Genomic DNA, 26,137 nt, shown 5'->3' with positions numbered 1-26,137 from the left:
TGCTGAAAGATTAAACCATCCCGACCTCGGGATTTACGCACCAACGCGCACGGTTATAGTCGCGGATAGCGGGCTAGTGGCGCGATGCGTGTAAATCCCGGCGATGCCAGAACAGATTTTCTTCCGTGTCTCGATCGGTAGCGCGCAACAGGGCTTGCCACACCTCTAAGGGATCCGCGCCGCGCTCTAACGCCTGGTGCGCCGTCATGCCCCATTCGGTCAATACTTGATCGCTGACCAGGGTTTCACCCAATCCGTGCGGGAATACTTCTGCCAGTGCTTGCTTAAACTGGGAGCGCGTCATGCCGCGCTGCACCGGACCACCTTGGAATGCCGGCATCAGGAAATCGGGGCGCAGTCGATGCTGTCCAGCAGCTCATCGGGCACCAGCTCCGGAACCACTACGCCCTCAACCGCCGCGATACGATCCGCAACTTCATGCAACACAAAAGACACCGGCGCTTCCAACGCGTAACAGATGGACGCCAACAACTCGCTAGAGGCTTCCTTTTGACCGCGTTCTACCTCGGAAAGGTACCCCAAGGACACGCGCGCCTTTGCCGACACATCACGCAGAGTCAGACCGCGGGTTTGGCGCAGCTGACGCAAAACCTCTCCGAGCTCGTGACGCAATACGGGCGTAGAGGGTTTAGCAACTGGAGGAATCCGCATCATGGATTCAGAATACCGCTTTTTAGGCGCGTTTCGCACCCCCGCCCGATTCGCCGGTCTGACCGAACGTCCCAAGCTGGTCCCCGGACGCAGCGCGTAAGGCAACTTCATGTTGGAAAAGGCGTCTGTTTTGTTCATCACAATCAATTTAACCAACTTTGTCAGGTATTTATTCCCCTGGCTGCACCCCAACCGAGGAGTCACCACAATTAGAAGTCTTCGGGGGCGCGGCTAGCGTTGCGCAGCCGGATGCATTGCCTGGCGCACATAGTCAACCCCGGTGAACACCGTAATGGCTACGACCAGTACCGACAGGACTATTGCCACAATGCGCACCACCGACCAAGCCGCGGGAACCAAAGCTTCCCACGGAATCAACAGCAGCAAAATCAACGCTATCTGGGTCACGGTCTTCAGCTTGCCGCCGCGGCTGGCAGGCATGACTCGCCCCCGACGCGCCAACACCAGACGCATCAGAGTAATCCCCAGCTCTCGCACCAACACCGGGACAGTGACCGCCCAAAACACCGACCAGTGCAGACTGAGCAAGATAAACGCGCTGAGCACCAGGGCTTTATCCGCGATAGGATCGGCGAGTTTGCCGAAATCGGTGACTAGGTTCAGCCGCCGGGCTAATGTCCCGTCTAACTTGTCGGTCGCGGAAGCCACGGCGAACACCGCAAAAGCCCACACTTGTGCCTTCACTCCCGGCAACAGCATCAACCAAATAAATACCGGCACTAAAATCAGGCGAATGACCGTGAGCACATTGGCGATGTTAAAGTTCGGGGGGGCGGGCGGCTGGGACGCGCCCTGCAGGTTTGCGGTCATGGATCCATCCTAATCAGAAGGGCAAAGGCTCGGTATCGTCTTTATCGTATAGCTCTTGATGCCCCACTTGCGGTGTCGCCGGTGGTGCCGGATACGGGAGGGTCGCCGAGTCGGGTTTATCGGAAAATGCCACCGTGGGGTCAAGGGGGTGCGCGTCGGTGTCACCAGCGTCTGACGGTAACTGGTCTGTATCCTCGTCATCAGCAGGTTTATCGAGAGATTCCGTAGGAGTCGGGTCCACTGCAGACGGACTGTCCGCAATGGAGTCGGTTTCGCCGCGCAGCATGGCGAGGACACCGGGCAGGTCCTCGTTCGTGACCAGGACTTCGCGTGGCTTGGAGCCTTCCGAGGGACCCACCACCCCGTATGTTTCGAGGATATCCATCAACCGACCAGCTTTGGCGAACCCCTTGCGCAGTTTACGTTGAATCATCGAAGTAGAGCCGAGCTGAGTGGAAACCACCAACTCGGCGGCTGCCAACACATCGTCCAAGTCATCACCGATTTCTTCAGGGACCTTGGTTTCTTCACTGCTCTGTTCGCTGGTGACGTCTTCCCGATACACGGGTTCCATCTGTGCCTTGACGTGAGCCACGACACGCATGATTTCTTCCTCCGAGACCCAGGCTCCCTGCACTCGTTGCGGCTTAGATTCACCACTGGGCAGGTAGAGAGCATCGCCCTGACCGATGAGTTTTTCTGCCCCGGACTGATCCAAAATCACGCGAGAATCCTGGTTGGAGGAAGTCGCAAAAGCCAACCGAGAGGGCACATTCGCTTTGATAATGCCCGTGACCACATCCACGGAGGGACGCTGCGTCGCCAACACCAGGTGAATTCCTGCCGCGCGACCCAGCTGCGTGATGCGTTGAATGGAGGCTTCCACGTCCCGTGGTGCAACCATCATCAAATCTGCCAACTCGTCCACTACCACCAGCAGGTAGGGCATCCATTCTGGCTCAAAGCGTGACTCGGGCAGCTTTTGCACCTTGCCGGCACGCAGTGCCTGATTAAAATCATCAACGTGGCGGTATCCGTAGTTCGACAGGGTGTCGTAGCGCATATCCATCTCATTGACGCACCATTCCAGAGCTGTCGCGGCTTTCTTTGCTGAAGTAATAATGGGCGTGACCAGGTGGGGAATCCCGGCATAAGCGGTGAGCTCCACTCGTTTCGGATCGACCAGAATCAGCCGGACCTGTTCCGGGGTGGCTCGCATCATGATGGAAGTAATCATCGAGTTAATGAACGAAGATTTACCCGATCCGGTCGCGCCGGCGACCAGCAGGTGCGGGGTCTTGGCAATGTTGGTCAGGACGTAATCGCCCTCCACGTCTTTGCCGACCCCGGTGACCAGAGGATGCGTGAGGCGCGAGGCTGCTTCGGAACGCAGCACGTCACCGAGGTAAACGTTTTCGCGGTCCGCGTTGGGAATTTCAATCCCAATCGCGGATTTTCCAGGAATGGGAGACAAAATCCGCACTTCCGGAGACGCTACCGCGTAAGCAATATCCTTGGACAACCCCTCTACCTTAGAGACTTTTTCTCCCGGACCGAGCGTCACTTCGTACTGAGTCACCGTCGGTCCCCGTGAAAAGCCGGTGACCTCAGCTGCCACCCCGAACTGCTGAAACACGTTGGTCAGAGACTCGATGACACGGTCATTCGCCGGGGACCGTGTCACGTGCGCAGGTCCGATTTTTAACAGGTCTAAAGAGGGCAGGTGGTAGTCGATATCGTGTCCCAAGCCGGTGTGCACGCGTTCGGGCAGGCTGTCCTCAGCTTTGGCGGGGGGCTCAGGCGGAAGTACCGGCTCTGGGGGTCGGCTTTCTGCCTTGTGCCGCCCTGATTGTTTCCGTGCCGGCAGCAGTTCCGTGGCACCCGTAACGGGTGACTCTGGCAAAGTCTGGGTCGCAGCAGGGACGGGGGGTTGCGCTGACGGAGCCACGTTCGGCTCGATAACCTTAGTTTCCTCCGGGTCAGACTGGGGATGCGGTCGTTTCCAAGGCATCCGCGAAGGTGTCATGACTTCGGTGGCACCGGTGAGGTCGACCGTCTCCGGCTCCTCCTCGCTGGTGGCAGGTTCTGGGCTGAGCCAGGCAAAGCGTTGACGTATCAATGAAACCAGGGTGGCTGCCGGAATTCCCCCGGTGATGAGGATGCCAATCAGCATGATGATGACCAGCAGCGGGAACGCGCCCCACGGCGAAAATAACACGCCGATGGGATGACCGAAGAACCACCCCAGCAGACCTCCTGCCGTCATGATTTCAGGAAAACCTGTAGAGGGCCAAGGCAAGCCCTTTGCCACGTGGACCATTCCCGACAGCGCCGCCAAGATGACGGAAAGCCCCACCAGAATTCGGGTTTCCCGCGCGCCGCGGGACCGGGTGACCTCCGCAGCTTCTGCCTCGGTCACGCCGGCATTGCCGGGGTCAGGAAAGAACCGTCCCCGCAGGAACAAACGTATGGCGAGGAAGCCTAATCCAAAGGGCAGAATGACGGCGAACACCCCAAAAAGTCCCGCGACAGCCAGATGAATCACGTTCCCTGCCGTACCGGACAGTCCAAACCATTCCCGCAGCGCGACCAAAATCCCTAATGCAATCAGGCACAGCCCCAAAATGTCGCGTTTCACCTGGGGGTCCAAAGTGGATTGGGGCAGCTCGGGTTGATTGCTCGCGCTGGGTGATTTTTGGTTACCGCCAACAGACCCGCGCTTCGGAGAGTTAGTTTTCACTTGTTTTTTGGTCGCACTCATAGCGTTCCTAGACTATCCGCCGGCAGAGCTTTTTTGGCACTCCCACGCCGAAAAAAGCGGGATTAGAGCCGGGGATTCGTAGCCAGGAAGTTGTCGATTTGAGAAGCTGTGGGGATTCGGTAGTAGCTCCGCCGCCCCATCGCCAGCGCGGCTGCTGCGTTGGCTCTCGCGCAAGCCTGTTCCAGCGACGACCCCATTATGAGCGAAGCCAGCAGCACCCCGGTATGGGCTTCTCCAGCTCCAGTAGTATCCATCAAATCGGTGGGATAAGCAGGGACTCCCCGTGGAGTCTGCCCGGCAGATTCCTGAATGATTGCCCCGTTTTGCCCGTCACGCAGCACTAACGCAGTTTCCGGTTTCACGTAACGGCGCAGTACCTCAGCAATAGGACCGCGCCCCAACCGCATCCGCATCGTATCTGCCTGGTGCTTATTTAGAGTCAATAAATCCGCCCGGGCCAGGACTTTCACCATCACATCTAAATCGACTTCCCCCACCAACGGACCCCCCGCCACCGCGAGGTACAGATTCTCCGGCAGTTGTTCAATCCAATTCGTGAGAATCTCGGCAAGCTGCGGATATGCCAGGTCGTTGAGGCTGACAAAGACATAGTCATTTCCCCGCAAAATTATCCCTGCCAGGTCACGCGGGTCAGGCTCGACTTCTACGCCAGGGGACGTAATCACACTGCGTACCCCTTCGGAGTCTATGGCGGCAATCCTCAACCCGATGTCCCCCACAATTTCGCGGGAGAGCACAGAAATTCCTTCTCGCCCCAAGGAGTGTCGGGCTTGAATCGAGTTCGGACCGGTTCCCAGTGGGGCGGTCACGCAGGCGGCGACACCTTGCCGCGCCACGGTGGCGACCACGTAGAAACCTCCTGCTACGACAGCCCCTTCCATGATGGAGGCACGGACTTCGGCACCCTGATCGGGCAGATGGTCAACCCGCAGGGGCAGCTCCAAGTTGATGGACTGAGTAGAGATAAAACGTGCCACAGCGATTCTCCCTGAGCTAGTCAGCTTCCAACACCAGGGGCACAATCATGGGCGCGCGCTTCAATCGCTTGGACACCCAGCGTCCCAAGGTCCGGCGCGCGACCCGTTCCATATCCCGCACGTTGGCTTGTCCGTCCGCAGCTGCTGCACTCAAAGCGTCAGCGATAGCCGGTTCAATGTCTCTAAACACGTCATCATTTTCTGCCACTCCTCGCGCGATAACGGTCGGACCAGCGAGGATAGTCCCGGTGCTCATCTCCATCACCACGTAAACCGCCACAAACCCCTCTTGTGCCAGGACGCGACGGTCATACAGTTCAGACTCCCCAATCTCACCAATGGACGTGCCATCCACATAGATAAAGTCACACGGCACCTGACCCACAATCTGTGCCTCGCCGTTCTTAACCTCCACGCAGACCCCGTCCTCTGCGAGCATGACGCGACGCGGATCGACTCCGGTCTTTACGGCATGTTTCCCATTGGCGACCAAGTGGCGAATCTCGCCGTGAATGGGCATCACGTTCTTTGGCTTCACGATGTTATAGGCATAGAGCAGCTCGCCCGTGGCGGCGTGACCGGACACGTGAACCCTCGAATTACCCTTGTGCACGACCTGCGCGCCCAGACGAATGAGCTGATTAATGACGCGCCCCACCGAGTTTTCATTACCGGGAATCAGGGAGGACGCCAACACCACCGTGTCGCCCTGACCGATAGAAATCGTCCGGTGCGAACGGTTGGCTATCCGCGACAGGGCTGCCATCGGTTCGCCCTGCGAGCCAGTAGCCATGTACACACGACGTTCAGGAGGCAGGGAATTGACGTCCTTAAGGTCAATCAGCACGCCATCCGGCACGGTCATGTAGCCAGCCTCCGCGGCGATGGTCATGTTGCGTTCCATGGACCGCCCCACCAGGGCGACCTTCCGGTTAGATTTCGCGGCAGCGTTCAAGACCTGCTGCACCCGGTGGACGTGGGAGGCAAACGAAGCGACCACAATCTGACCGGTAGCGTGGAGGAATACGTCCTCAAGCACCGGCCCAATCTCACGCTCCGAAGTGATAAAGCCGGGGACTTCGGCATTCGTAGAGTCTACGCAGAACAAGTCGACTCCGGCTTCACCCCAGCGCGCGAAAGCACGCAGGTCGGTAATGCGCCCATCCAGGGGCAGCTGGTCCATCTTAAAGTCCCCGGTAATCAGCGCGGAGCCGGCTTTTGTGCGCACCATGACTGCCAAGGCATCCGGAATCGAGTGGTTTACTGCGCAAAACTCGAGGTGGAATGGTCCCAAGTCGAGCCGCTCACCCTCCGCCTTGACCCGCAGGTTTGTGGTCGGCAGGCGATGCTCCAAAAGTTTCGGTTCCACGAACGCCAGTGTCAGGTGCGAACCGTAGACGGGAATGTCCTCGCGCAGTTTCAACAGGTAGGGCACCGCCCCGATGTGATCCTCGTGACCGTGAGTCAGCACCACGCCGACCACATCCGCCATCCGGTCTTGGATATAGGTGAAATCCGGCAAGATGAGGTCTACTCCCGGCTGGATTTCTTCGGGGAACAGCACCCCGCAATCCACAATCAGGATTTTGCCTTCAGTTTCCAAAACGGTCATGTTGCGACCGACTTCACCCAGACCACCCAAGGGCACCACTCGCAAGACATCGGGCTTGGCAGGTCCGGGTTGGGGCAGCTGAAAAATATCTTCACTCACGCCCCTATCTTAGCGGTTTCGCCCTGCTCCAGGCTGACGCACCCGCCCCGGCGTGCCTGTCACAGGACAAACCGAGTGCGTTCACGGTCGCCTGCGGCACTCGGAGGACACTTCGTCCACCTGGTGGAACCCCTGTCCGCCCTGTGAACGCCGGTGCCTTGACGGAAATAACGGGGACGGTTTACTCCCCCGGTCCTAACCGCACCTCAATAGTGGCACGTTTCGCCAGTTCAGCCGCCCAGTCCCGGACTTGTGCAGCGGTAACGGCGTGCATCTGTTCCAGCTTCGCCGCTAACGGGATATAAGCCCCACGCAGGATTTCAGCATGAGCCAGACGATTGGCACGCACAGTATTGTCTTCCAGGCTCAGCAGGGTGGCTCCGCGTAGCTGCCCTTTGGCTCGAGCTAGCTCGTCCGCGGGGATCGGGTCGGTGGCAATTTCTTCCAGTTCGGCACGCAGTAGCGCCGCTACCTCGTCCGCATTCGCCGGATTGCAGGTCGCGGTTAACCCAAAACTACCTGCGTCCCGGTAAGACGAGTTAAACGCGTAGGTGGTGTATGCCAGACCGCGCTTTTCCCGGATATTTTGGAACAGGCGTGAGCTCATCCCTCCGCCCAGGACGGTATTCAGCACATTCATCACGTGCATATGTTCATCCGCCACTCCCGGTCCCGGTCCGCCGATGATGATGCGACTCTGTTCAAACTTGCCGTCGACGATAAAGACTCCAGACTCAGGTTTCCAAGCGCCCCGACCTGATGCGTTGAGACTGTTTCCACAACGGTCAGCGGAGCTGCCCAGCGGGACGGATACCGCGGTGTTGAAATCTAAGGCGGGTTGGGCAGGGTCAGGCGCGGATTGCCATTGCGACCACGGGGAGTCGGGACGGTGCAGCGCCCGCGCCACCAGTTCACACACCTGATCGTGATTGACTTCTCCCGCGGCCGCCACCACCAGGCGATCCGGAGCATATCCGGCCTGGTAGTGAGCCACTATCGCCTCCAAGGTATCGGCTTTTACCGATTCAATCGTGCCGCCAATGGGACGCCCCAACGGATGAGTCGCAAAGACTCGGCGGGTAAATTCGTCAAAAGCCTGTTCGCTGGGGTTATCCAGCGCCATCGTCAGCTCGTCGAGGATAATGCCACGTTCCATCTCAAAATCGGCAGCGTTGAGCAAGGGCGCGCATACCATATCCATCAGGACGTCAACCGCCATCGGCACGTCCTCACCCAAGACTTCTGCGTAGTAGTGGGTGCATTCTCTGCCGGTAGCGGCGTTAGAGTCGCCTCCGACCGCATCAAACTCCATAGCTATCTGATGGGCGGTGCGCCGCGTGGTTCCTTTAAACAAAAGGTGTTCCAGAAAGTGTGTGGAGCCACGCGCCCCCTCGACCTCGTCACGAGAGCCGCGCGCGACCCACAGCGCCACAGTGGCGGCGCGGGTGCCCAGCATCCGCTCAGTGATAACGCGCGTTCCCCCAGGCAAAATCGTCCGGCGAATCGCCCCGTCCTCCAAGGTCACGTCCGCGCCGGGAGCACCTGCGGGAAGCGCCGGAAGCGGATCGGCAACAGGTTTCAAATCAGTCATAGTGACCCAATTTTACTAGACTGGTACGCATGTCCCAGCACAACTTTGGTAAACAGGAAAAACCCGACGATTCCGACCAGTCCTCCGCGCACGCAAATCCGGAGGGAACCCCTCGGGCGGGGAAAATTCCTCCTCCCAAACCCGGAAAATCTGCGCTGCCGAAACAATCTCTGTGGCGCTCCGCGGCTGACGTGTGGCCTTTCGTGTTGGGATCTTTCGGATGCGCCCTAGCGTCGTACTTCTTGACCTATGCCGGCTCAGCCTATGAACAGCCGAATTCGCTGACCACCGGAGCGACCGTCATGTTGATGGCAGCAGGAGCTTGCGTGCTGGCTGCCACCGTCGGGCTGGTTCACCTGGCGTTTTCTGTTTCCGCAAAAGTGTTGTGGGCGATAGGTGTCGGTCTGGGGACAGCGCTGTCGGTGGCAGCTTTCGTTGTGGCAGGGATGCACGTTGCCCCCGGATTTGTGTTTGGTGTGACGTTCCTGGTGCTGTGTGTGCCGGGGTATTTTCTAGGTCGGCGCGCTGATGACTACCGCGCCCAGTTCCCCAAACGCAGCCATTTCCTGGGTGACTGGGATTAGGAATTGAGCCAGCAGCTCAGCTCCCGGAGCCTGGGGCGGAGCCGCGAGTGTTCCCGACCGCCCTGGCGCAACCACCCCACGATGCTGACTCTAACGCGGGCTAAACCCGACCTGAGAGGTTGACCGGGGACGCTTTTGCGTAATATTTCAAAAGGACGTCCGCCCGCGCAAGGCGTCAAGCTGACGGCGTTCCTTTTTGGTGGGACGTCCAGTGCCGCGCGGTCGATAGATAACCGCAGCATTAGCGGGGTTCGTCAAGCGTTCCGGAGTGACGTCTGTATAGCATTTCACGGCTTCGGGCGCCCCTACACGCTTGGGAATCAGGGCTATAACCTTCAGGACTCGGTCAAAACCCGCGACTCGTAGCCGCACTTCGTCCCCCGCCCGCACCGCGCTGGAGGCTTTCGCGCTTACCCCGTTGATTTTCACGTGTCCAGCGCGCGCCGCCGCGGTCGCAAGTGATCGCGACTTCACTTGTCGCACCGCCCACAACCACACGTCGACGCGCATTTTATCCATCCCCCCAGTCTACTCGCTGCTGGCAGGCAGCGGTTGACCGGGGCAATTGCTCAGGATATGTACCATCGCATCGCGTTCTGACGGAGTCACCCACAGCCGATACTTAGCTTTGACCGCAATTTGGCGCGAGACGTAGGCACATCGGAAACCTTGACGCGGTGGCAGCCACGTCGCCGCATCGCTGTCTGATTTTTGCTGGTTGAGCCGACCGTCCACTGCCAGCAGGTTCAACGGATCGTTCGCCAGGGTTTCGCGCTGAGCGGCGCTCAAGGCTTGGGCGCCTTTCTGCCAGGCGTCAGACAGGGCAACGACGTGGTCAATCTGGATAGCCGCCGCCTGTGACTTGTGGAAATACTTAGTTTCGCCGGAATATGGCTCTGTCAGGGTTCCGCTCAGTACCACGCATCCATGGGTGTTTGCTTTCCAGGTCTTGTTGGTCAAATCCCGGTTCAGAATGTCGTTGCGGGTGTCGCAGCCGTTGTGGTCAATATCGCGCCATCGCCGACCGAATTCCGCCCGCCGATATCCGGTTTTCGGCGCCCGTCCTTTCACGGGCAGGGACGCCAGCGCTGCCGCAGCGTCCCCTGAGGTTTCCGGGGTGGGCGTGGTCGGGATGGGTTCAACAGTAATTTCTGGGGTCGGTGTGGGGGAAGAGTCAGAAGAGGTGGGGGTGGGCGCATCGGTGACGCGTGGCACTTTGGGGGAGATGGCGGGACTGGTGGAAGTGGCGGGGTCGGGAACTAAATCGTTGGGTTTATAGCCCATCCCGCTGCCTAGCACTACTAGAATAAGCAACACCCCGACGCCAACCAGCAGCTTCTTAGTTGAGCTGATCTGTTTGGTCGGGGCTTTGCCTGGCTTACTGGTTGGCATCTGGTTTTCTTTCACAGCCCCATTCTAGGGTGAGGGGGTAATATAAAAATTTCGACGGTTGAGTACCCGGTATTCTCAGATTTCTATTTACGCTAGCAAGCGGTCATGATTACCTCGGAAAAACATCTCCATAGTCTTTGATGCGGAAATTTGACCAAATATTTAAGTTTTTGTTAGGCTAGCCTTACAACATTATTATCAGGACAAAGGAAATGTAATGTCAGAAGATGTTCAAAAAGAAGACCTTCAAAAGCAAATTGATGAACGACGTACCAATTTTTGCATGAATCTTTGCCCCGGTTGCAAGGCTGCTCGCGCAAAGCAAAAGGGTTTTTGGTATCACACTGTGAAAGTATGTGATGACAAACTGTGTCCCTGGTGTGCTGCATATTATCGCACCCAAGGAAAACGCGCTTACGAGCCTCTCGATCCGATTGAATGATTATCATGACACACCTGGAAGAGTACTATCAAAACAAACCCTACCCTTTCTTCATTGTGCACATGATTGCAATTGTAGGTTTTGTAGCCCTTCTCATTACTTCTCTAATTATGCTAGTAGCCCATAATTCAGGAACAGCCGTAATCGTTATACATAAGTTGTCTTCCTGGCTCTTAATGATAGGTCTGGTTATCAGCGGGGTCGAAGCTCTGGTTGTAAAGCTCTTTGCTCCGAGCGCAAAACGTAAACCTTTTGGTTATAGAATTCCTGTCTTAAAAGAAATAACCACCAGGCAAGAAGTTGCCATATATACCACCTATTGTGTGCTGTCTTGGGCGCTCCTCCCCATCGTATTTATATTCGCGTTCCTCAGCGGTATGGGCGCAGTGGGGATTTCATCACCAGTGCTGCCCTTCCACACCATGGATCCAGGGTTGTTGGCTCACTTCCACCACATTAGCGGTGCCTTATTTGTCATCATGATTATCCTGCATGTCGCACTTTCAGTTCCGGCGCGCCGGGCCAGAGAGAAAGCAAATCAGGCGATTAGTTCGAATAATTAATCCTCTCTGAGGTTATTAATTCGCCGTTTAATTTTCCGCACTCCCTAATTGTTTAGGTAAGCCCCTAGGCATCCTGCCCTCACGCCCCGAGATTTTCAGTGGTATTCTGACTTAAGAATTTGAGGAGCTATCATGAGCAATTTGGATATTCACGCAGCGGTCACCGAACTAGGTTCTTGGCAGGACGAAACCTATCAATGGCTCCACCAACACCCCGAACTTTCGATGTCAGAGACAGAAACCTGCAATTTTATCGAGAAACAGCTGCAGGACTTTGGCTACCAGACCGAAATAATCGGTGGGGGCGTGGTCGGAATACTGCGCAATGGCACGGGGAAAACCACGCTTTTCCGCGCCGACATGGACGGTCTGCCGGTGAGAGAAGAAACCGGGTTACCTTATGCCTCCACCATCACTCGACGCGACCGGGACGGAAACGAAGTGCCGGTGATGCACGCCTGCGGGCACGACGTACACATTACTGCGGGTCTGGGGGCAGCACGAGTGCTAGCTGCGCATCGTGATAGCTGGAGTGGCACCCATATCGCCCTATTTCAGCCCGGTGAAGAAACTGCCGAGGGCGCAAAATCCATGGTAGCAGCGGGTCTGGTCGATAAAATTCCTCGCCCCGACGTGGCTTTCGGTCAGCACGTCCTGACCGGTCCCATGCCCACCGGCGCGGTCGGCACCCATGTCGGAGCAATTTTGTCTACGGGTGCATCATTAAAGATTACCTTGCATGGCAAGGGCTCACATGGCTCCATGCCTCATATGGGCATTGATCCGGTGGTACTCGCCTCGACGATTGTGATGCGGTTGCAGACTATCGTCTCGCGCGAAATCGATCCTTTCCAAATGGCAGTAGTGACTGTGGGGTCGGTGCAAGCTGGCACAAAATCGAATATCATTCCCGAACGCGCCACCCTTTTGGTCAATATCCGCGCTTATGACGTAGCGGTGCGCGAACACTTACTGACAGCCATAAAGCGGATAGTTAACGCCGAGTGCGTGGCGGCAGGTAGCCCGAAACCTGCCGAGTTTGAGCTTTATGATTCCTATCCCCTGACCGCTAACGACCCGCAGGTTACGAAAAAAGTGACGGAGGCATTTCTTGCCCACTTTGGTGCTGAACGGGTAGGCGATTGCGGTGAGGTTCCCGCCTCCGAGGATTTCAGCACCATCCCGGACGCGTTCGGGATTCCCTATTGCTATTGGGGCTTGGGTGGTTTCCGCGACGATGACCCCAAGTTTCCTAACCATAACCCCAAGTTCGCACCGGTCATGCAACCCACGCTAGCCACGGGCATCGAAGCCGTTCTAGCCGCGGTGATGGCTTGGTTGGGGAAATCGGAACAGGAGTAATGCCCGTTCAGCTTGAGGCGTCCCGGTCTGCTTTACACCGTTGAGAGCGCATTCCTCTGACGCGGTTATACGCCTGCACCCAGTGCTGAGATAGGTACGGGGGAAAACGGCTCAAAAGACCTCGATGCACCGGATACAAAAAAGCTCCCGCGGCTGGATTCGAACCAGCAACCTGCCGATTACTTCTTTTCCCTGCTTGGGATGTGGTTAAGGCGGCTTTTCGTCTATTAAATAGCACATGAAATCTAAAACATGGGAAAACTGCGCTAGTGCATATTTACAGCATCTAAAAGCTGCCGGGCGCGCTAAAGGCACAATTCGGATTCACCGGTATTACCTGCAGGTCATGCGCGGGATTGCTCCATGCCCCGGATTAGTATCACGGGAAAGGCTTGAGGCATGGCTTGCTGAGCATGATTGGAAACCAGAAACAAGACGAAGTGCCCAGGGCGTTGCTCACCAATTTTTCAAGTTCTTGGTCGAAGATGGCATTTTGAAAGATTCACCAGCTGAATTTCTTAAGCCTGTCCACGTACCCGATGGAGTACCCCACCCCGCACCAGAATCAGCCGTAAGGCATGCGCTACAAAATGCGCCAAAGCGGACCGCGCTAATGGTGAGGTTCGCGGCGCTTTGCGGGCTTAGGGCGTGTGAAATTTGCACTTTGCGAGGAAACGCCTGGGATGGTGAACTGCTGAGAGTAAAGGGCAAAGGTGGAAGGGTTCGGGTGATTCCGTTGCAGGATTCCACGCTGATTTATAGCTTAGAGAGTTGTCCAGGTTGGCTATTTCCTGGGCGTATTGACGGGCATTTGAGCGCGCAATACACAGCGAAGCTACTGGGTAGCGCACTGCCTCCAGGGGTTACAGGGCATTCTCTACGCCACCGGTTCGGAACTGTCGCGTACCGGGCAACTCACGACCTTCTGGCCGTGGGCGCTGTGATGGGACATGTAAAAACGGATACGACGAAGCGTTATATCAAGCTCGACCTCGACCCATTGGCACGGGCGGTACAGGCCGCGCAACTTTGACATGACAAATAAGAATTGTGCAGACGTTCCACCTTTACGTTGCAGCTATATACATGTATAGTATTAAGTGTTAGGGCAACCGCCCTAACAACAGGAAAGCCCCGGAGGTCATTCCGGGGCTTAGAGGAAAAGGAGATTGAGATGATCGCATTCATCGAAATCCTGATTTCCCTTCCTGAAGCTATTCTAGCGCTGATTCTCATTTTTGAGAAGATGCACCGGAACAGCAAGGAAGATTAGGAAGTCGCCCCGTCCCCTCACCGGGGGGCGGGGCTTCCTCTGAAATTCACCAAGGGGGCTATCATGTTTCTTTCATTGCAGGGCGTGGCTGAGTATGCCGGGCTTGCCTATGGCACTATCAAGGCCTATTTCGCACGAGGCTATCTCCCTGAACCTGATGTTGCAATCGGTATGCGCGATAAAGTCACAGCCTACGGCTGGTCTACCGACACTATCGACCACTGGCTAGCCAATCGCCCTGGACGCGGGGCGCGTACCGACTTAAAGCGCGCTAAATAAGTCCGCGCTGGATTTTTTCGAGTTCTTTCCATAGGCGAGTGTGGTTTTCTCTCGCGTCTGCTGTAAGGTTTTGCAAATCGTCGTGTAATTCGCCTTGTCGGTGTCCTAGGCTTTTTATACGGTCGTCGAGCATGTTGATTGCGTCGCGCATGGAAGAACCGTGATTTGGTTTCATTTCTTTTGCTGCTGATTTCGCATATATCGCGGCGATTATTGCGGCGATGCCGCTCAGGATAGCGCCGATGCCCTGCAAATCGGTGAGCCAGGTAGGCATTAGTCCCCCTTGTTTCGGGTTGGTCGGTAAACTAGCGCGGTTCCGGTTGCGAGGATTGCACCAGCTAGGGCAATCCATAGGGGCGCGGTTTGGTCGCTTATCACACCGTAGGCGCTTAGTAGTGGTATTAGCGCGGTGACGATTCCGTAGAGCCAGGACCGCACGGGCGGCGGAATAAGCTCAGTAATAGATTTGGTTTCAAGGGTTTCTTCGTGGTTTCCCATGGGTGTGTTCCTTTCTAGCGGTGGTTGAGCCAGGTTTGCCATGCCGTCATAGTCTGTTTGCCGGCGTAGCCGTCAGTTGGCACGCCTAGGAATTGCTGGGTTTTCATTACCGTTTCGCGCCCAAAATATCCATCTGCAGCGGCTCCGATTCGCTTTTGCCATGCTTTTATGCAGGTTGAGCCTTTCGCCCCGCGTGTGACCCATTCCCAGCCGCCCGCGGCGTTAGGGACATATTGCCGATTGGCTAGGGGCTGGGAGCTAATCAGCCCGTCTACCGGTGTGCCTATTACGGTCTGGAGGCGGCGGATGGATTGGGTTCCAAAATATCCGTCTACTTCGATAGCCGCCGAGGCTGACGGTAAGGGATTATTCCCGGTGGTGGTGTGTCCGTATTGGGGGCGGAATACGCTACAAACGGTTGACAAGTGGCGTTTGCGTTTGCCCACGCATCCGGTGCGCCCTTTGATGGTGGTGTTGCCCTCGATGGTTTGCAAAGTGGTTCCGAGGTTGGTCTCGACAATGCCGACATGGTCGGAAACGCCTCCGTCCCAGTCGAAAAATACGATATCGCCGGGTTTCGCTTCGTGTTTTGGTACTTCCAGACCGAGTTTTTTCATGGCGTTAATACCGGCGGGGCAATAGGCGAAGTCCCCGCCGGGAGGGTTTATGCCTGCTTGGTGGAAAACCCAGGTAATGAACAATGCGCAAAACGGCACGCCGTTTTTACCAAAGCCGGCACCGTGCTTTACAGCGTAGGCACGTCCGTATTTCGTGCCGGGTTTAGGGTCGTCCCACCGGGAATAGCCGATTTCGGCGGTAGCGGTGTTAAGGATGGTGTTAGCGGTCACCATTTTGTGCCTCCTTACTGGACTGCATTTAGGACGGTTATTTTGAACGGAATATTTTGATTCTTTACCCGGAGTCCTACCGAGAAAGTTTTGTTCTCGTTGACTACAAGGCAAGCGTCATCTTTGAACAGATACTGCGTTACTGGCTTGTCAAGAATCTGATAGCAAGCTTTGTCTATAGAATCAGTATAGTACGACCCTTTAGGAACAACTATTTTATCGAACTCTTTATATGGTACTTCACAGCCCATATATAAACAGTCGCTACCGTAGGGACATTTTAGCTCTGGGAATTTACCGATTTCATCAGCACCTAGCGGAACCGGGGTTAGGATTATTGGGATAGTCAAGTTATCAACGGTTAAATTACTTGTGTGAAGGTTCGACACTTTTTCTTTTAACCCGGTTAAACGACTGGATGCTACGTTGAAGGCGTTACTGTTTGTCTTGTTGACCAGGTATTGGTTGATATCTTCCGCAGTCAGTATTTGACCATCAAAAAAATGAACCATGTTAATTCCTTTCCAAGATAACCAGTAACTCTTGACTAAAATCAAAATTAGTGTTACTGCGAGGGTAGCCGACTGTGATTTTGAAACTGATAGTGTTGCGCTTATACGTGACTCCATTTAGAACGGTGTCTATAGGTATTACATCTTTAATTCTCATGTTTTCAGGGAACGTTATCGAGGCGGTAAAATTAGTTAAACCATTCCAAGTTTTTCCGGATGCCTCCATTTTGTTGCGCACCATATGGAAAGGGTAAGCATTCTTAGGAAGGTGAAAGACTATCGCATTCGGTACGTTTTCGCTTAATTCGGTTTGTTTTTCCTGGATTAGTTCTTGTATCCGTGTTTTTAACGCGGTTAGATCGCCGCGCATTTTCTCGGTATCAATATCATCGTTAACAAGGTATTTATTCACATCATCAGCGGTGAGGATTTGTCCTTGTTCAAATATCTTCGCATCCATATTCAACCTCGATTCCGTCTTGGAGAATGTTCAAGTAGTCTAGTTCTTTTTTCAACTTGTTAAAATCTTCTTCCATCAAGTCAACGTTTAGAGCTTCTATAAAGGCTAAGTCACTTTCGTTGTCTTCCTGGTTCAGTAGATATTTGTTGATCTGTTCCGCGGTGAGGATGTCACCGCGGTTGAATTGTATTGGTTTACTCACGGCTGATTTTCCTTTCTTTTGCTGGTGTGAGGTACAAGCGTTCTTTCCACGTGTAAGGGGTGAGCTGGGACTCGAAGGCATATATTTGATGGTCGCTGGTTTCTTCTTTGAATCTCACTTGGCAGTAGTCAAATAAGTCAAGAGCTGCTAGGGTTTTCGAACAGTTTAGAGCGTTCATTTGTACACTGGAGACTTTCAGCCCGGCTATTTGCTCTTGGGGTCGTTTCAGCAAGTATTCGGCAAGTTGTTGCGCGTTTTGTGCTGTAGATGCGTTAGCTTTCACGCTTCTTGCTGATTGACCATATATAGCCGCGATATTGTTATCAGAGGCTTTATAAGTTTTTGTGGAATCATTCCAACTGTTGTCTTCCTTTATAGCTGTATGGTTTTCCACTACTATTTCCGATACGGTCTCGTTGCTAGCGAAAGACGTGCCTAGGTCGATGTAGTAGAAACTACGCCGCCCAGTATTGTACCGGTCAGTAAATAACGGTGGTGCGGTTGGTTTTTCAATCGCCCATGCTGTGTTTTTCGCTATCCCGGTCAGTGTTGTTTCGTTGAGCCTGGATTTGCCGATGATGAACCCTTTGTCGGTCAGGTTTGCCCCTGCTGCTGCATGGTCGAGCCTGGATTTGCCGATGATAAACGGATTTTCGACCTGTTCTAATACCGGTTCTTGTAATAGTTCCACGCCGTTAACAGCGAGTTTGCCACCGTCTAGGGGGGTTTGCCCGATGATGAAGAAAGGAATATTTTTCCAAATGTTTACCTCGTTGTTCGGGTTAATAATAATTTTTCCCTCGGTAGTCACCCACCAAGCCCCGCCTACCGTGGCGCACGTCATGTCTAAATATTCAGCCAGGTTGGCTTCCATAACGGTAGCGCCAAGCTCATTGGCTACCGGTGTTTGTTCTTCTAGGATGCTCCAATCAATACCGGTGCCCTCCAACAGTTTTCCTATACGGGCTTGCAAAGTGTCAGGCGTGTCAGTGCGTACCCCGTAGCGTTTAACCCCGGCAAGTTCCGCTACATTATCCGCAAATTCGAGAGTGGCAATATCATGCTCTCTGGGACATTTCGCGGGGGTCAGCCTGAAGCTTCTGAGTTTGCCAGTAAAAAGGACACGGCGGGTTAAACGGTGATATAAACGGCATTTAAGTCCTGCACGCAAAACGGTCTTACGTGGGTCAAGGTCTTTTATTTCGATAATGGCACTTCCCGCCTGCGCGACCGGTAAAAGCGTGCTGCCTTTATTCGCCCCTACCCGGTAAGACAGAGTAAGACCTTGCGCGAGAATATCTTTCCAGGTAAAAGTTGGTAGCTCCAAGGAAAGGCTCGCATGATCTAGCCTGGATTGACCGATAATAAACTCCCCGTAGCGCGGTTTAATCACTCCTAAGGGTTCACTGCTGATGCGGGATTTACCGATAATGAATCCCGGCGACAGGTTAGGGGTAAGAACCTCGAAACCTATCAGGTCATAAGGTAGCGGTTTTGACCGGTCAGGAAACCGGATCTGTACCTGTAAGCTAATAATCTGAACACTTGCAATCCCGGTAATAGTCAGTACCGGGTCGAGAATCAGGCCGGTTTCAATAATGATTTGCTGGGTGCCACCCTCAAGAATACGGTGTTGCTCACTGAAAGTAAGATTCACGGTTTTACCAGGTGCGGGTTCCACGCTCAGGTTGAGTAATAGCCGGGTAGGGCTACCAGGACGCATCGGGGAAAAATCCACGCTCACTTTTCCATCTTCGTCCGGTTCAACCAAAATGATACCCTCCGGGCTGAAACTATAGTGAGCTATACCCTGCCATTTACTCAACGGCGGTAACTGAACGTCCTTCCATGTCATGCTACGCATAAACCAGCCCTCTCCCGTTAGCTTGCAGGTAAGACTCCAGAGCCTGAGCAACTACCCTTCCTACCTCCATTGTTGGGGTCAGGGCGTTGACGTGGATATGAATTTCGGGGTGATGTTTCGACCGGTTATCAGCATTTGTAAGTGCTCCAAGCTCGAAATCCGGAGCCTGGAAAGTATTATTCGCAATATCGTTGGTGAGCTCTTTTAGCTGGTCGCGTAGCTTTCCACGCTTAGAGTCCATTCCGTTCATGAGGCCATCCATGATGGCTTTACCGGCTGGCTCCAAAAGCACCCTGTCGTAATCGATAGGCCCCTTGTGTGCAGCTATCCATTCACCGATACCACTCACGAAATCCTTTACCGTATTAAACCCGTTCTTGATTCCGCGCAAGAATCCATCCATTATGGCCTTACCAGGACCAAGCAGAATATCACCGAGATTCCCGATAGCGCTCTTGATTCTTCCACCGATGCCTTTAACGAAATTCACTACCTGGTTAACACCCTTTTTCACGGCATCCACCATTACTTTGAAAGCGGTTTTGATAGTGTTCACGATAATTTCAAAAGCCTTCTTGATGGTGTTAGTGATGGCTTTGAAGGTATTGACGAAAATATTTCTAATCGTGGTAAGTACTTTGGTGACGATGCTTTGCATCGTGGTGAAAATCTTGACGAAGAAAACTTTGATGGCGTTCCAGGTTTTTTCCCAGAAAGCCTTAATAGCATTGAGCCAGGTCGTGAAGATAGTTTTGATGGCATTCCAGATAGCCGTAGCGAACGCTTTGATGGCATTCCAGATTGTAGTAAATACCGTTTTGACGGTATTCCAAACTGTTTTCCAGAAATTCAGCACGAAGTTTAGGTAGGTTACGAAGATTGCCTTGATGCCCTCCCACACGGCCTGGAAGAAGGCAACAATCCCATTCCAGATCATCTCACCGAAGGCTTTGATGCCATTGAAGATGGTCTTGTAGAAGTTGAACACGAAGTTCAGGTAGGTTACGAAGATTGTTTTTATTCCCTCCCACACGGCCTGGAAGAAGGCAACAATCCCATTCCAGATGGTTTCACACGCGGTTTTTATAGCGTTCCATGCACCGATGACAGCATTGCGGAATCCCTCGTTGGTATTCCACGCTACCATGATGGCGGCTACTAGCGCGGCAATGATGGTGATTACTAGACCAATGGGGTTAGCGGCGAAGGCTGCGTTTAGAGCCAGCTGGACTATTTTCAGTCCATTGGCGGCAATCTTCGCGATGTTCAGCCCGGCTGCGAATAGCTTGAATCCACCCGCAACCCCGACAATGGCAGTCGCTAGGGCTCCGAATAAGGCGGGGTGGGTGGTAATCATAGCGGTGAGCTGGGTAATCGCTGGCATGAGCATTTGCACGATTTGCGAGATTATCGGTGCGATAGCGGCCAGGATTGCGCCTAGCAATGGCAAAATCATTTGGATTGCCGGTAGCATGACGGTCACAATCCAGTTAGCTAGCTGCATGGCTACGGGCTCGAGATTGTTAGCCAGGGTGTCGGTCATTTTCTCGATTACCGGCATGCCTTTCTCAGCCACTAATTGCAGAATTTTCGATACCGCCGGGAGGAGAGCCATACCGATTTTGGCTTTGATATTCTCGAACTGGGCACCAAGCACCTGTTGCTGATGGGCTAACGTGTCGGATTCGCGGGCAAAGTTCCCGTGAGCGTCAGCCGTTTGCTTCATGATCAAGGAAAGGGTGGCGGCTTGGTTGGCTTCAGCGGAAAGGGATCCACCGACCTTTTCAAATCCCAGAGACGCGGCTTCCGCGTCAATTTGAGCCTGTTTTAGGGTCACTCCGTAGCGTTCAATCGGGTCGCGTTCACCTTTCAATGCGGATGATAGGGCTTCCACGGCTTCGCGGGTGGTGCCACCATACATGGAGCTCAGGTCTGCGCCGAGCGTGATGAGTTTGTTGGTTTTGGGCGCGAGCTGATCCATGGCGGTGCCGCCGTTTTTTAGCTGTGAGCCAATTAGCGTTCCCAATTCGTTGAATTCGTTTTTTGTCAGACCCACGTCTTTGGCGGCGGTGTTTGCCCAGGCGTGCATTTGGGATGCGTTTCCCTTGAAAACTGCATCTATAGCGCCTACGGACTGTTGCAAATCTGAGGCAGATTTGACTGCTTTTACCCCGAAGGCGACTACGCCAGCCCCTGCGCCGGCCATGGCGATAGCGGTGCCTTTAGCTACGCCGCCAATCTTAGAAAAAGCGCCTTTCATTTTTCCGTGCAGACTATCGAGTTCCTGCTTTGCTTTTCGTGCTGATGCAAGGATTTCGATAGTAATTGTGGGACGAGATGCCATGAGGTTTTACCTCCTTTCGTAGGACTGTTTTATGGCTCTGATTAGCGCTGAGCGTTGCATCAGGGTGAGCTGATAGTATTCGCGCGGGGATATATGGATGAAGCAAGCGAGCTGTGCCCAATCATCGCAATATCCCCTGGCTATTCCCCCGCCGCGTCTGTATCTACGGGGTGGCTTTCGAGATATTGGGCAATCTTTTCGGTCTTTTCGCTGCGTGTAGTCCAGCTTGGTAAATCTTGCTCAAGTAACTGGTTAATCTCATCCACGCTGAGCTGCTCAATATCGCTCAGTTCTGCTTGAAGCCCTAAACGTTTAGAAATCACATACCCAAAAGCCGTGAGGGTTCGTACATCTAAACTGCTTTCTTCGGAAAATTCGCCTAGCCTTTTGCCAGAGTATTTTTCGATGGCTGCGATTTCTCCCAGTGTGAGATTATCTGTACTAATCATGATCCAAGTTCCTTTCGTAATACTTTTTTGATTTCTGTTTCATAGATTTTTGATGCTGGCCATTCTGTTGCCAGTTTGGCTTTGCGGATGAATCGCTGACCTTTTTGCCGGCGGGTACCGTATTCAACAAATGGTGCATAATGCAGCGGTCTACGGCGACCGATTTTGACCCGCGCTTTTCGCTCAGTATTCGCGGTTTTGATGGTGCCTTTGAGCGCTCCTGTAGATACCGGCGTGACTTGCCTGAGATTGCGCGCGCCGATATCGGCGATTTTCTGTAGGGGTCCCTTGAGGGCTTCAAGGGACCCCACAGTTTTCTTCATCCGGGTCATGGCCTTTGAAAGGCCCTCGATTTTTACCCCGGATTCGGTAATGGTGGACTTTGCCATTATTTGCCGGTTTCAGCACTGCCTGAACTGGAAGCACTGGTTCCAGTGTCCCATCCGGCACCGGCTACCTTAGAGCCACTGGTTACCTTTTCAGGAGTGCCGTCAATCTGCCATTCGCCCTCAAAGTCATAGGTGGTGGCACCGGCTGCGCCGCCAATCTTAGGCTTGCTGGCAATGGTTACCTTGCCGGTAAAATGCGGTTTGTCTGCTGCTGGGGTGGCGTTGCCATGCGGCGCATAGACGAAAGGCACGGTTTCGCCTGCATGGTCCCAGATGTAGCTCCAGAAAGATGCCGGATCAGTAGACTGAACAGCCTTGAACTTCAGAGTGTAAGACACATCACCGGAGCCGTTGGCTGCGTCTGCAAAGGTCACGGTGTCTTTATCGGCTTTGCCGGTCTCGATAAAGCACTCGGAGCAGTCAGCCCAATAGTCTTTACCGTCAATAGTGAGCAAAAGCTGGTTGCCTTTGATGCGAGGGCTGGATTTGTAGGTCATTTTAGTTTTCCTTTCGGTATTCGGATTCAACATTCAGTTCATATGCCAGCATTTGCTGGCCATCAGGGGCTTGGAGAACATAGTGGCCTTGCGCGGTCACGTCCAGGTTTTCCAGCGCTTCAAGTACCGTGTCAAGAAGCCGGTCAAGGTTTTCCACCTGGATACCGAAATCCCCGGCGGGGGCGACAACAGCGGTCACTTTGAAGCTGATGGAGTATTCTCCGAAAACTTCCGCTGAATCGATGCGGGGCGCTGTGTCGATGATTACACACGGTGCTTCAACACGTTCAGGGACGTATGAGTATACTTTTAGGCCTTGGGATTCAAGTACCTCTGTCAAATCGGCGCGAGCTTGGGCAATCATGCGACCACCATCTTCAAGAATGGAGCCAGGGTAGCGCGAGCTTGCGCAAGCGGATCAAGCCGTAGCCGGATGGGGCTGGTGCCATCCAAATCAGCAAAAGCCTTCACCCCGTTAGGTGCAGATTTCCGCGCATACAGGTCAGCAGCTGTATCTAGGACCGCGCGTTTCACGATAGCTTCGGGCGGTGGTGTGCTCTCACGGGAATCCTGCAAGAGCACACCAACTAGACTTTCAGCCTCGCTAATGCACGCCTCCAGCGTTTGACTGCTGGAGCTGGTGCCACCGAGATACTCGGAAAGCTCTGCTGGCTCGACCTTGAGATTCATGATTAGGCTCCTGCCAGGCCAGTAATGGGTACCAGGCAGCCGGGCATTTCTGCAGCGAAAGCAGCATAGAAATACACGCTGAAATCCTTGGAAAGATTCAGGATATTCTCATCTTGCAGCCGTACCAGCGAGCTCATATAGGAGCGGATGGCCAAACGGTTTTGGAATACCGCCGAAGCCTTAGCGGCATCCGTATCAAGCACCACCGGGATATTCAAAAGGGCCCCTTTCAGCCCCGCGGCGGTCAAAGTGCCAATGGTGTTTTGGCCGCCTTCATGCTCACTCATCATTGGGCGACCGTCTTTGCCTTCCAGCTTTGCTAATGCTTTGAAAACGGTCTTATCCACGATTAGGTTGTCGATTGTTAGGCCTTGTTCCTCGAAGATAGAGGCCGCATCCACCACCTGATCAACCCAATCACCCCAAGACATCGAAGCCAAGGTTTTGCCGGTGAGCTTTTGCGGGGCCCCGGTCACCACGCCCTCATAGGCAGTGTGGAACTCGTTACGGGCGGTTTTCCCCGCGGCGATGGCCATCGCCCGAAGATGATGATCCAGGATACGCACGTGTCCGCGTTCGATTTCTTGCCGAGAAAGCGTGGTAGCACCGCCAAACGTAGAAATATCAGTGGTTTTCGTCTCCACGCTGACGTTGCCCATTACCAGGTTGTCGCCTTCTTTGGCCTGCTTAGCTACCTTCATGGTGTCGCTCTTGAGCTGGGCATATTCAAGAGTGAAGCCCTCAGCCGGGAGGTTCCCGGTGGTGAAAAGGGTACGGATGCCCGCGCCCTGGTCTACCAGGCGGGTCAGATCACCGACCCATTGCGGGGTCAGCACAGTATCAGCGCTGGTGCCACCCGTGTAGGCGCGCTCTTGGATGGACCGCAGGGCCGTCTGGTCATCTTCATTTCCGCTCAGGACGGATTTGATAAATTCGGCGGCGCTGCGTGTATCTGGCGCGGCCTCGGCGGGTTTTTCCCACGGTTTCGAGGTTTTCAGGACCTCGACCGCGCGGGTCAAATCCTCCACTGTGGAACGTAGCTCTCGCAAGCTCTCGGTTTCGACCGGCTTGGCCGGGGTTTCTTCGGTGAGTTCTGGCATCTCTTTACCTTTCTGTCGGATTTTTTGGACTGATGCATTTTCATAAGCTGGGAACGGGGTGAGTGATACTTCTCTGACCAGGGCTTTTGTTACGGTGCGGTGGATGCCATCCTCACGGTTTTCATCCGCGTATTCCAGCATCTCGAAGCCCACTGATAGCCCGGTGTAAACCCCGGCGCGGGCAAGCTCAAGGGCTTCATCCCCGGCCTGGGTTTTCGCTACTTTTCCGATGATTTCCCAACCGCGCTCAGTATCGCGCCCGGTCAGGGTCCCAATCGGTTTAGCGTGTTCGGCCAGGAGCTTGCACCCGGCTTTAGGCACTTCAACCGCGCCGCGGGCAAATTGCTCAAAGTAGCCTTCAAAGATTTGCGTCTCATCAGCGAAAGGCACCCCGATACCGCTAACTTCACGGGCTTCCACATCCGTGGCACCTACACTGATGGAACGATATTCCAGGTCATTGCTCATTTTCATTCTCACTTTCTTGGCTCTGTAAAGGAGGTAGCCCCTCGATAGCCCTCACCTCATCGATGGTGAGGAATCCTGCATTGATACCGATTTGGTGGGCTTGATACCGGCTCAGAGTGTCGGTACGTAGCAGGGCATCGAGATTGAAGCGTGCTGTTATCCCGCGCGGTAACACATCAGTGATGGCTACCTCGATTTCTCGCAGGTAGGCCATGAGTGTCCACTTGACCATCTGCAAATCTTCTTGCTGAGCATTCGCGTAAGTAGTGGAAGCCCCATCGAGGGGTGCGAGCATGAGCCGGGCGGGAATCCCAAACAGGCGCGCGATTTGGGTCACATTAAAGTTCTGGGTTTCCAGGAACTGGATTTCTTCAGGCTTCAGGGAAAGCACCTGAAACTTGGTGCCTTTACCGAGCACGGCGATGCCTTTACCTATCCCCTGGGTGGCATTCCATTCATCGCGGGTTTCCTTAGCTTGCGCCTGGGTAATCTGCTGCTCGGAGGTCAAAATCCCGGTGGGGATTCCCCCGCCTTTCACCAAAGAAGAAGAATACTCAGCCAAATCCAGCGCCCCGGCTAGGCTTTGTCGTGCTGCTTGGATAGGACCAAGTCCCTCCACTTGACCAGCGACAGTTAAAAGTTTCAGATGGCAGATTTCGCGTGATGAATAAATACGTCCGCTATAAGTGAAATCAATGATTTTGGTTTGCGGGTCTTGCTTCGGTGTCACTTCTAATGGTGGCAAAACATCGAGAGTGAGTACTTGACCAGCTTGGTCGCGCGTAATCAGCCAATAGGCATTGCCGCGCTGAGCCAGGCTAGCCACAGTTTCCACAATGAAGCGGGATTGAGTGGAGCCGATATTAGGGCGACGCACCAGCGAGGGCGGCGGGGTTAACAGATTAGCGCCGCGCCATGCATCAATAGTGAGCTGCTTCGCGGCAGTTTCCAGAATCGAGAGCGCCCGGTAAACGGTTTCCAGCCCCATAGCCTGACGCGGGGACACGGTAAGGAAAGCTTTACGGGCCGGTGGGAGCACCGCCGGATTCGTGATCACATTTTCGCGTTTGAATGGAAACCATCTCATATTTAAAGTTTCCAAAAGTTAATTACTATTTACGTTTTCCCTGTTCAGGTCGTGTGTCGCGGGGGCGGTGTTGGTCTTTACGGCGTGATAGGTATAGATATCCGGCTATGCGGGCTTTTCTACAATCTGGATGCCAGGCGGCCTCATGCTTCATCAGCGATGCGTAAGCCTGGTCAGGGGTGGTAAATATTTGCGCCCATCCACAGGGGCATTGGGCTAAGTGGCTGCATTCGGAGGAATCTACCCACACAAATCTGGTCATATTTTCCA

Annotated in this window: 30 protein-coding genes; 6 read left to right on the top strand and 24 right to left on the bottom strand. The window is 54.2% G+C overall.

The window, feature by feature from the left end; genetic code table 11:
• Positions 1–73 precede the first annotated feature (73 nt).
• From HMPREF0573_RS06950 to HMPREF0573_RS06920, 7 genes are all read right to left on the bottom strand, one after another.
• Positions 74–340: a DUF3046 domain-containing protein gene (locus HMPREF0573_RS06950; RefSeq protein ID WP_004007065.1), complete on the bottom strand. Its 267-nt coding sequence runs from the start codon at positions 338–340 to the stop codon at positions 74–76.
• On the bottom strand, positions 340–864 hold the full coding sequence (locus tag HMPREF0573_RS10115) for a helix-turn-helix domain-containing protein (RefSeq protein WP_013189380.1): 525 nt from the start codon (positions 862–864) through the stop codon (positions 340–342). Before HMPREF0573_RS10115 ends, HMPREF0573_RS06950 begins: the two co-directional genes overlap by 1 nt.
• A 39-nt stretch (positions 865–903) precedes the next feature.
• Positions 904–1,503 carry a CDP-diacylglycerol--glycerol-3-phosphate 3-phosphatidyltransferase gene (gene pgsA / locus HMPREF0573_RS06940; RefSeq protein ID WP_013189379.1) on the bottom strand — a complete coding sequence of 200 codons (600 nt, stop codon included), beginning with the start codon at positions 1,501–1,503 and terminating at the stop codon, positions 904–906.
• Positions 1,504–1,516: 13 nt separating this feature from the next.
• Positions 1,517–4,264: an FtsK/SpoIIIE family DNA translocase gene (locus HMPREF0573_RS06935; protein ID WP_013189378.1), complete on the bottom strand. Its 2,748-nt coding sequence runs from the start codon at positions 4,262–4,264 to the stop codon at positions 1,517–1,519.
• A gap of 62 nt (positions 4,265–4,326) precedes the next feature.
• Complete coding sequence (locus HMPREF0573_RS06930; protein ID WP_013189377.1) at positions 4,327–5,262, bottom strand: PfkB family carbohydrate kinase; 936 nt, start codon at positions 5,260–5,262, stop codon at positions 4,327–4,329.
• Positions 5,263–5,278: 16 nt separating this feature from the next.
• Positions 5,279–6,973 carry a ribonuclease J gene (locus HMPREF0573_RS06925; RefSeq protein WP_004007070.1) on the bottom strand — a complete coding sequence of 565 codons (1,695 nt, stop codon included), beginning with the start codon at positions 6,971–6,973 and terminating at the stop codon, positions 5,279–5,281.
• Between the two features lie 181 nt (positions 6,974–7,154).
• On the bottom strand, positions 7,155–8,564 hold the full coding sequence (locus tag HMPREF0573_RS06920) for a M16 family metallopeptidase (RefSeq protein ID WP_013189376.1): 1,410 nt from the start codon (positions 8,562–8,564) through the stop codon (positions 7,155–7,157).
• A 29-nt stretch (positions 8,565–8,593) separates the two neighbouring features.
• Here HMPREF0573_RS06920 and HMPREF0573_RS06915 point away from each other — a divergent pair, with 29 nt between their 5' ends.
• Entirely contained in the window at positions 8,594–9,148 is a 555-nt protein-coding gene (locus tag HMPREF0573_RS06915) for a hypothetical protein (protein WP_013189375.1), read from the top strand.
• 147 nt (positions 9,149–9,295) lie between these two features.
• Here the strand turns inward: HMPREF0573_RS06915 and HMPREF0573_RS06910 are convergent, their stop codons facing one another.
• Both HMPREF0573_RS06910 and HMPREF0573_RS06905 read right to left on the bottom strand, forming a co-directional pair.
• The gene (locus HMPREF0573_RS06910) at positions 9,296–9,667 is read right to left on the bottom strand and encodes an RNA-binding S4 domain-containing protein (protein ID WP_004007073.1); all 372 of its coding nucleotides are present in this window, start codon (positions 9,665–9,667) and stop codon (positions 9,296–9,298) included.
• A gap of 9 nt (positions 9,668–9,676) precedes the next feature.
• On the bottom strand, positions 9,677–10,555 hold the full coding sequence (locus tag HMPREF0573_RS06905; protein ID WP_414018033.1) for an HNH endonuclease family protein: 879 nt from the start codon (positions 10,553–10,555) through the stop codon (positions 9,677–9,679).
• A 202-nt stretch (positions 10,556–10,757) separates the two neighbouring features.
• On the opposite strand from HMPREF0573_RS06905, the gene HMPREF0573_RS06900 reads away from it, so the two are divergent.
• The 5 genes from HMPREF0573_RS06900 (at position 10,758) to HMPREF0573_RS06880 (ending at position 14,459) form a co-directional block, all read left to right on the top strand.
• Positions 10,758–10,982, top strand: a complete 225-nt coding sequence (locus tag HMPREF0573_RS06900) for a hypothetical protein (RefSeq protein WP_013189373.1) — start codon at positions 10,758–10,760, stop codon at positions 10,980–10,982.
• 5 nt (positions 10,983–10,987) lie between these two features.
• Entirely contained in the window at positions 10,988–11,545 is a 558-nt protein-coding gene (locus HMPREF0573_RS06895) for a hypothetical protein (RefSeq protein WP_236589632.1), read from the top strand.
• 132 nt (positions 11,546–11,677) lie between these two features.
• Positions 11,678–12,907 (top strand): amidohydrolase, encoded by a 1,230-nt coding sequence (locus HMPREF0573_RS06890; protein ID WP_013189371.1) that lies wholly within the window; start codon positions 11,678–11,680, stop codon positions 12,905–12,907.
• A 238-nt stretch (positions 12,908–13,145) separates the two neighbouring features.
• Complete coding sequence (locus HMPREF0573_RS06885; protein ID WP_013189370.1) at positions 13,146–13,940, top strand: tyrosine-type recombinase/integrase; 795 nt, start codon at positions 13,146–13,148, stop codon at positions 13,938–13,940.
• Positions 13,941–14,243: 303 nt separating this feature from the next.
• Positions 14,244–14,459, top strand: a complete 216-nt coding sequence (locus tag HMPREF0573_RS06880; RefSeq protein ID WP_004007079.1) for a helix-turn-helix transcriptional regulator — start codon at positions 14,244–14,246, stop codon at positions 14,457–14,459.
• Here the strand turns inward: HMPREF0573_RS06880 and HMPREF0573_RS06875 are convergent.
• The 15 genes from HMPREF0573_RS06875 to HMPREF0573_RS06805 form a co-directional block, all read right to left on the bottom strand.
• Positions 14,452–14,733, bottom strand: a complete 282-nt coding sequence (locus tag HMPREF0573_RS06875) for a hypothetical protein (RefSeq protein WP_013189369.1) — start codon at positions 14,731–14,733, stop codon at positions 14,452–14,454. The two genes, HMPREF0573_RS06880 and HMPREF0573_RS06875, sit on opposite strands and share 8 nt — an antisense overlap.
• Complete coding sequence (locus tag HMPREF0573_RS10110; RefSeq protein WP_013189368.1) at positions 14,733–14,957, bottom strand: phage holin; 225 nt, start codon at positions 14,955–14,957, stop codon at positions 14,733–14,735. Before HMPREF0573_RS10110 ends, HMPREF0573_RS06875 begins: the two co-directional genes overlap by 1 nt.
• Positions 14,958–14,971: 14 nt before the next feature.
• Positions 14,972–15,808 (bottom strand): C40 family peptidase, encoded by an 837-nt coding sequence (locus tag HMPREF0573_RS06865; RefSeq protein ID WP_013189367.1) that lies wholly within the window; start codon positions 15,806–15,808, stop codon positions 14,972–14,974.
• A gap of 11 nt (positions 15,809–15,819) precedes the next feature.
• A complete protein-coding gene (locus tag HMPREF0573_RS06860) occupies positions 15,820–16,317 on the bottom strand; it encodes a hypothetical protein (RefSeq protein WP_013189366.1) in 498 nt (165 codons plus the stop codon).
• A 1-nt stretch (position 16,318) separates the two neighbouring features.
• Positions 16,319–16,777, bottom strand: a complete 459-nt coding sequence (locus HMPREF0573_RS06855) for a hypothetical protein (RefSeq protein WP_013189365.1) — start codon at positions 16,775–16,777, stop codon at positions 16,319–16,321.
• Positions 16,758–16,979: a hypothetical protein gene (locus tag HMPREF0573_RS06850; protein ID WP_013189364.1), complete on the bottom strand. Its 222-nt coding sequence runs from the start codon at positions 16,977–16,979 to the stop codon at positions 16,758–16,760. Before HMPREF0573_RS06850 ends, HMPREF0573_RS06855 begins: the two co-directional genes overlap by 20 nt.
• Entirely contained in the window at positions 16,972–18,843 is a 1,872-nt protein-coding gene (locus HMPREF0573_RS06845; protein WP_013189363.1) for a hypothetical protein, read from the bottom strand. Before HMPREF0573_RS06845 ends, HMPREF0573_RS06850 begins: the two co-directional genes overlap by 8 nt.
• Positions 18,836–21,187, bottom strand: coding sequence for a phage tail protein (locus HMPREF0573_RS06840; RefSeq protein WP_013189362.1), 2,352 nt, complete (start codon positions 21,185–21,187; stop codon positions 18,836–18,838). The genes HMPREF0573_RS06845 and HMPREF0573_RS06840 overlap by 8 nt, the downstream gene beginning before the upstream one ends.
• A gap of 140 nt (positions 21,188–21,327) precedes the next feature.
• Positions 21,328–21,636: a hypothetical protein gene (locus tag HMPREF0573_RS06835; RefSeq protein ID WP_013189361.1), complete on the bottom strand. Its 309-nt coding sequence runs from the start codon at positions 21,634–21,636 to the stop codon at positions 21,328–21,330.
• Positions 21,633–22,025, bottom strand: coding sequence for an HK97-gp10 family putative phage morphogenesis protein (locus tag HMPREF0573_RS06830; protein ID WP_013189360.1), 393 nt, complete (start codon positions 22,023–22,025; stop codon positions 21,633–21,635). Before HMPREF0573_RS06830 ends, HMPREF0573_RS06835 begins: the two co-directional genes overlap by 4 nt.
• Positions 22,025–22,522, bottom strand: coding sequence for a hypothetical protein (locus HMPREF0573_RS06825; protein WP_013189359.1), 498 nt, complete (start codon positions 22,520–22,522; stop codon positions 22,025–22,027). The genes HMPREF0573_RS06830 and HMPREF0573_RS06825 overlap by 1 nt, the downstream gene beginning before the upstream one ends.
• A 1-nt stretch (position 22,523) precedes the next feature.
• A complete protein-coding gene (locus HMPREF0573_RS06820; protein WP_013189358.1) occupies positions 22,524–22,886 on the bottom strand; it encodes a hypothetical protein in 363 nt (120 codons plus the stop codon).
• On the bottom strand, positions 22,883–23,212 hold the full coding sequence (locus tag HMPREF0573_RS06815; protein ID WP_013189357.1) for a hypothetical protein: 330 nt from the start codon (positions 23,210–23,212) through the stop codon (positions 22,883–22,885). Before HMPREF0573_RS06815 ends, HMPREF0573_RS06820 begins: the two co-directional genes overlap by 4 nt.
• Before the next feature lie 2 nt (positions 23,213–23,214).
• Positions 23,215–24,786: an HK97 family phage prohead protease gene (locus HMPREF0573_RS06810; RefSeq protein ID WP_013189356.1), complete on the bottom strand. Its 1,572-nt coding sequence runs from the start codon at positions 24,784–24,786 to the stop codon at positions 23,215–23,217.
• Positions 24,770–25,867 (bottom strand): phage portal protein, encoded by a 1,098-nt coding sequence (locus HMPREF0573_RS06805; protein WP_013189355.1) that lies wholly within the window; start codon positions 25,865–25,867, stop codon positions 24,770–24,772. The genes HMPREF0573_RS06810 and HMPREF0573_RS06805 overlap by 17 nt, the downstream gene beginning before the upstream one ends.
• Positions 25,868–26,137 lie beyond the last annotated feature (270 nt).

This window comes from Mobiluncus curtisii ATCC 43063 (assembly GCF_000196535.1).
Taxonomy (GTDB): Bacteria; Actinomycetota; Actinomycetes; order Actinomycetales; family Actinomycetaceae; genus Mobiluncus; species Mobiluncus curtisii.
This window is presented reverse-complemented; position numbering and strand designations above follow the sequence as displayed.

Excerpts from the sequence above, each read along its gene's own strand:
- HMPREF0573_RS06950 (WP_004007065.1), bottom strand. The coding sequence starts at position 340 with ATGCCGGCATTCCAAGGTGGTCCGGTGCAGCGCGGCATGACGCGCTCC.
- pgsA (WP_013189379.1), bottom strand. The coding sequence starts at position 1,503 with ATGACCGCAAACCTGCAGGGCGCGTCCCAGCCGCCCGCCCCCCCGAAC.
- HMPREF0573_RS06935 (WP_013189378.1), bottom strand. The coding sequence starts at position 4,264 with ATGAGTGCGACCAAAAAACAAGTGAAAACTAACTCTCCGAAGCGCGGG.
- HMPREF0573_RS06920 (WP_013189376.1), bottom strand. The coding sequence starts at position 8,564 with ATGACTGATTTGAAACCTGTTGCCGATCCGCTTCCGGCGCTTCCCGCA.
- HMPREF0573_RS06915 (WP_013189375.1), top strand. The coding sequence starts at position 8,594 with ATGTCCCAGCACAACTTTGGTAAACAGGAAAAACCCGACGATTCCGAC.
- HMPREF0573_RS06910 (WP_004007073.1), bottom strand. The coding sequence starts at position 9,667 with ATGGATAAAATGCGCGTCGACGTGTGGTTGTGGGCGGTGCGACAAGTG.
- HMPREF0573_RS06900 (WP_013189373.1), top strand. The coding sequence starts at position 10,758 with ATGTCAGAAGATGTTCAAAAAGAAGACCTTCAAAAGCAAATTGATGAA.
- HMPREF0573_RS06895 (WP_236589632.1), top strand. The coding sequence starts at position 10,988 with ATGACACACCTGGAAGAGTACTATCAAAACAAACCCTACCCTTTCTTC.
- HMPREF0573_RS06890 (WP_013189371.1), top strand. The coding sequence starts at position 11,678 with ATGAGCAATTTGGATATTCACGCAGCGGTCACCGAACTAGGTTCTTGG.
- HMPREF0573_RS06885 (WP_013189370.1), top strand. The coding sequence starts at position 13,146 with ATGAAATCTAAAACATGGGAAAACTGCGCTAGTGCATATTTACAGCAT.
- HMPREF0573_RS06880 (WP_004007079.1), top strand. The coding sequence starts at position 14,244 with ATGTTTCTTTCATTGCAGGGCGTGGCTGAGTATGCCGGGCTTGCCTAT.
- HMPREF0573_RS06875 (WP_013189369.1), bottom strand. The coding sequence starts at position 14,733 with ATGCCTACCTGGCTCACCGATTTGCAGGGCATCGGCGCTATCCTGAGC.
- HMPREF0573_RS10110 (WP_013189368.1), bottom strand. The coding sequence starts at position 14,957 with ATGGGAAACCACGAAGAAACCCTTGAAACCAAATCTATTACTGAGCTT.
- HMPREF0573_RS06865 (WP_013189367.1), bottom strand. The coding sequence starts at position 15,808 with ATGGTGACCGCTAACACCATCCTTAACACCGCTACCGCCGAAATCGGC.
- HMPREF0573_RS06860 (WP_013189366.1), bottom strand. The coding sequence starts at position 16,317 with ATGGTTCATTTTTTTGATGGTCAAATACTGACTGCGGAAGATATCAAC.
- HMPREF0573_RS06855 (WP_013189365.1), bottom strand. The coding sequence starts at position 16,777 with ATGGATGCGAAGATATTTGAACAAGGACAAATCCTCACCGCTGATGAT.
- HMPREF0573_RS06845 (WP_013189363.1), bottom strand. The coding sequence starts at position 18,843 with ATGCGTAGCATGACATGGAAGGACGTTCAGTTACCGCCGTTGAGTAAA.
- HMPREF0573_RS06840 (WP_013189362.1), bottom strand. The coding sequence starts at position 21,187 with ATGGCATCTCGTCCCACAATTACTATCGAAATCCTTGCATCAGCACGA.
- HMPREF0573_RS06835 (WP_013189361.1), bottom strand. The coding sequence starts at position 21,636 with ATGATTAGTACAGATAATCTCACACTGGGAGAAATCGCAGCCATCGAA.
- HMPREF0573_RS06830 (WP_013189360.1), bottom strand. The coding sequence starts at position 22,025 with ATGGCAAAGTCCACCATTACCGAATCCGGGGTAAAAATCGAGGGCCTT.
- HMPREF0573_RS06825 (WP_013189359.1), bottom strand. The coding sequence starts at position 22,522 with ATGACCTACAAATCCAGCCCTCGCATCAAAGGCAACCAGCTTTTGCTC.
- HMPREF0573_RS06820 (WP_013189358.1), bottom strand. The coding sequence starts at position 22,886 with ATGATTGCCCAAGCTCGCGCCGATTTGACAGAGGTACTTGAATCCCAA.
- HMPREF0573_RS06815 (WP_013189357.1), bottom strand. The coding sequence starts at position 23,212 with ATGAATCTCAAGGTCGAGCCAGCAGAGCTTTCCGAGTATCTCGGTGGC.
- HMPREF0573_RS06810 (WP_013189356.1), bottom strand. The coding sequence starts at position 24,786 with ATGAAAATGAGCAATGACCTGGAATATCGTTCCATCAGTGTAGGTGCC.
- HMPREF0573_RS06805 (WP_013189355.1), bottom strand. The coding sequence starts at position 25,867 with ATGAGATGGTTTCCATTCAAACGCGAAAATGTGATCACGAATCCGGCG.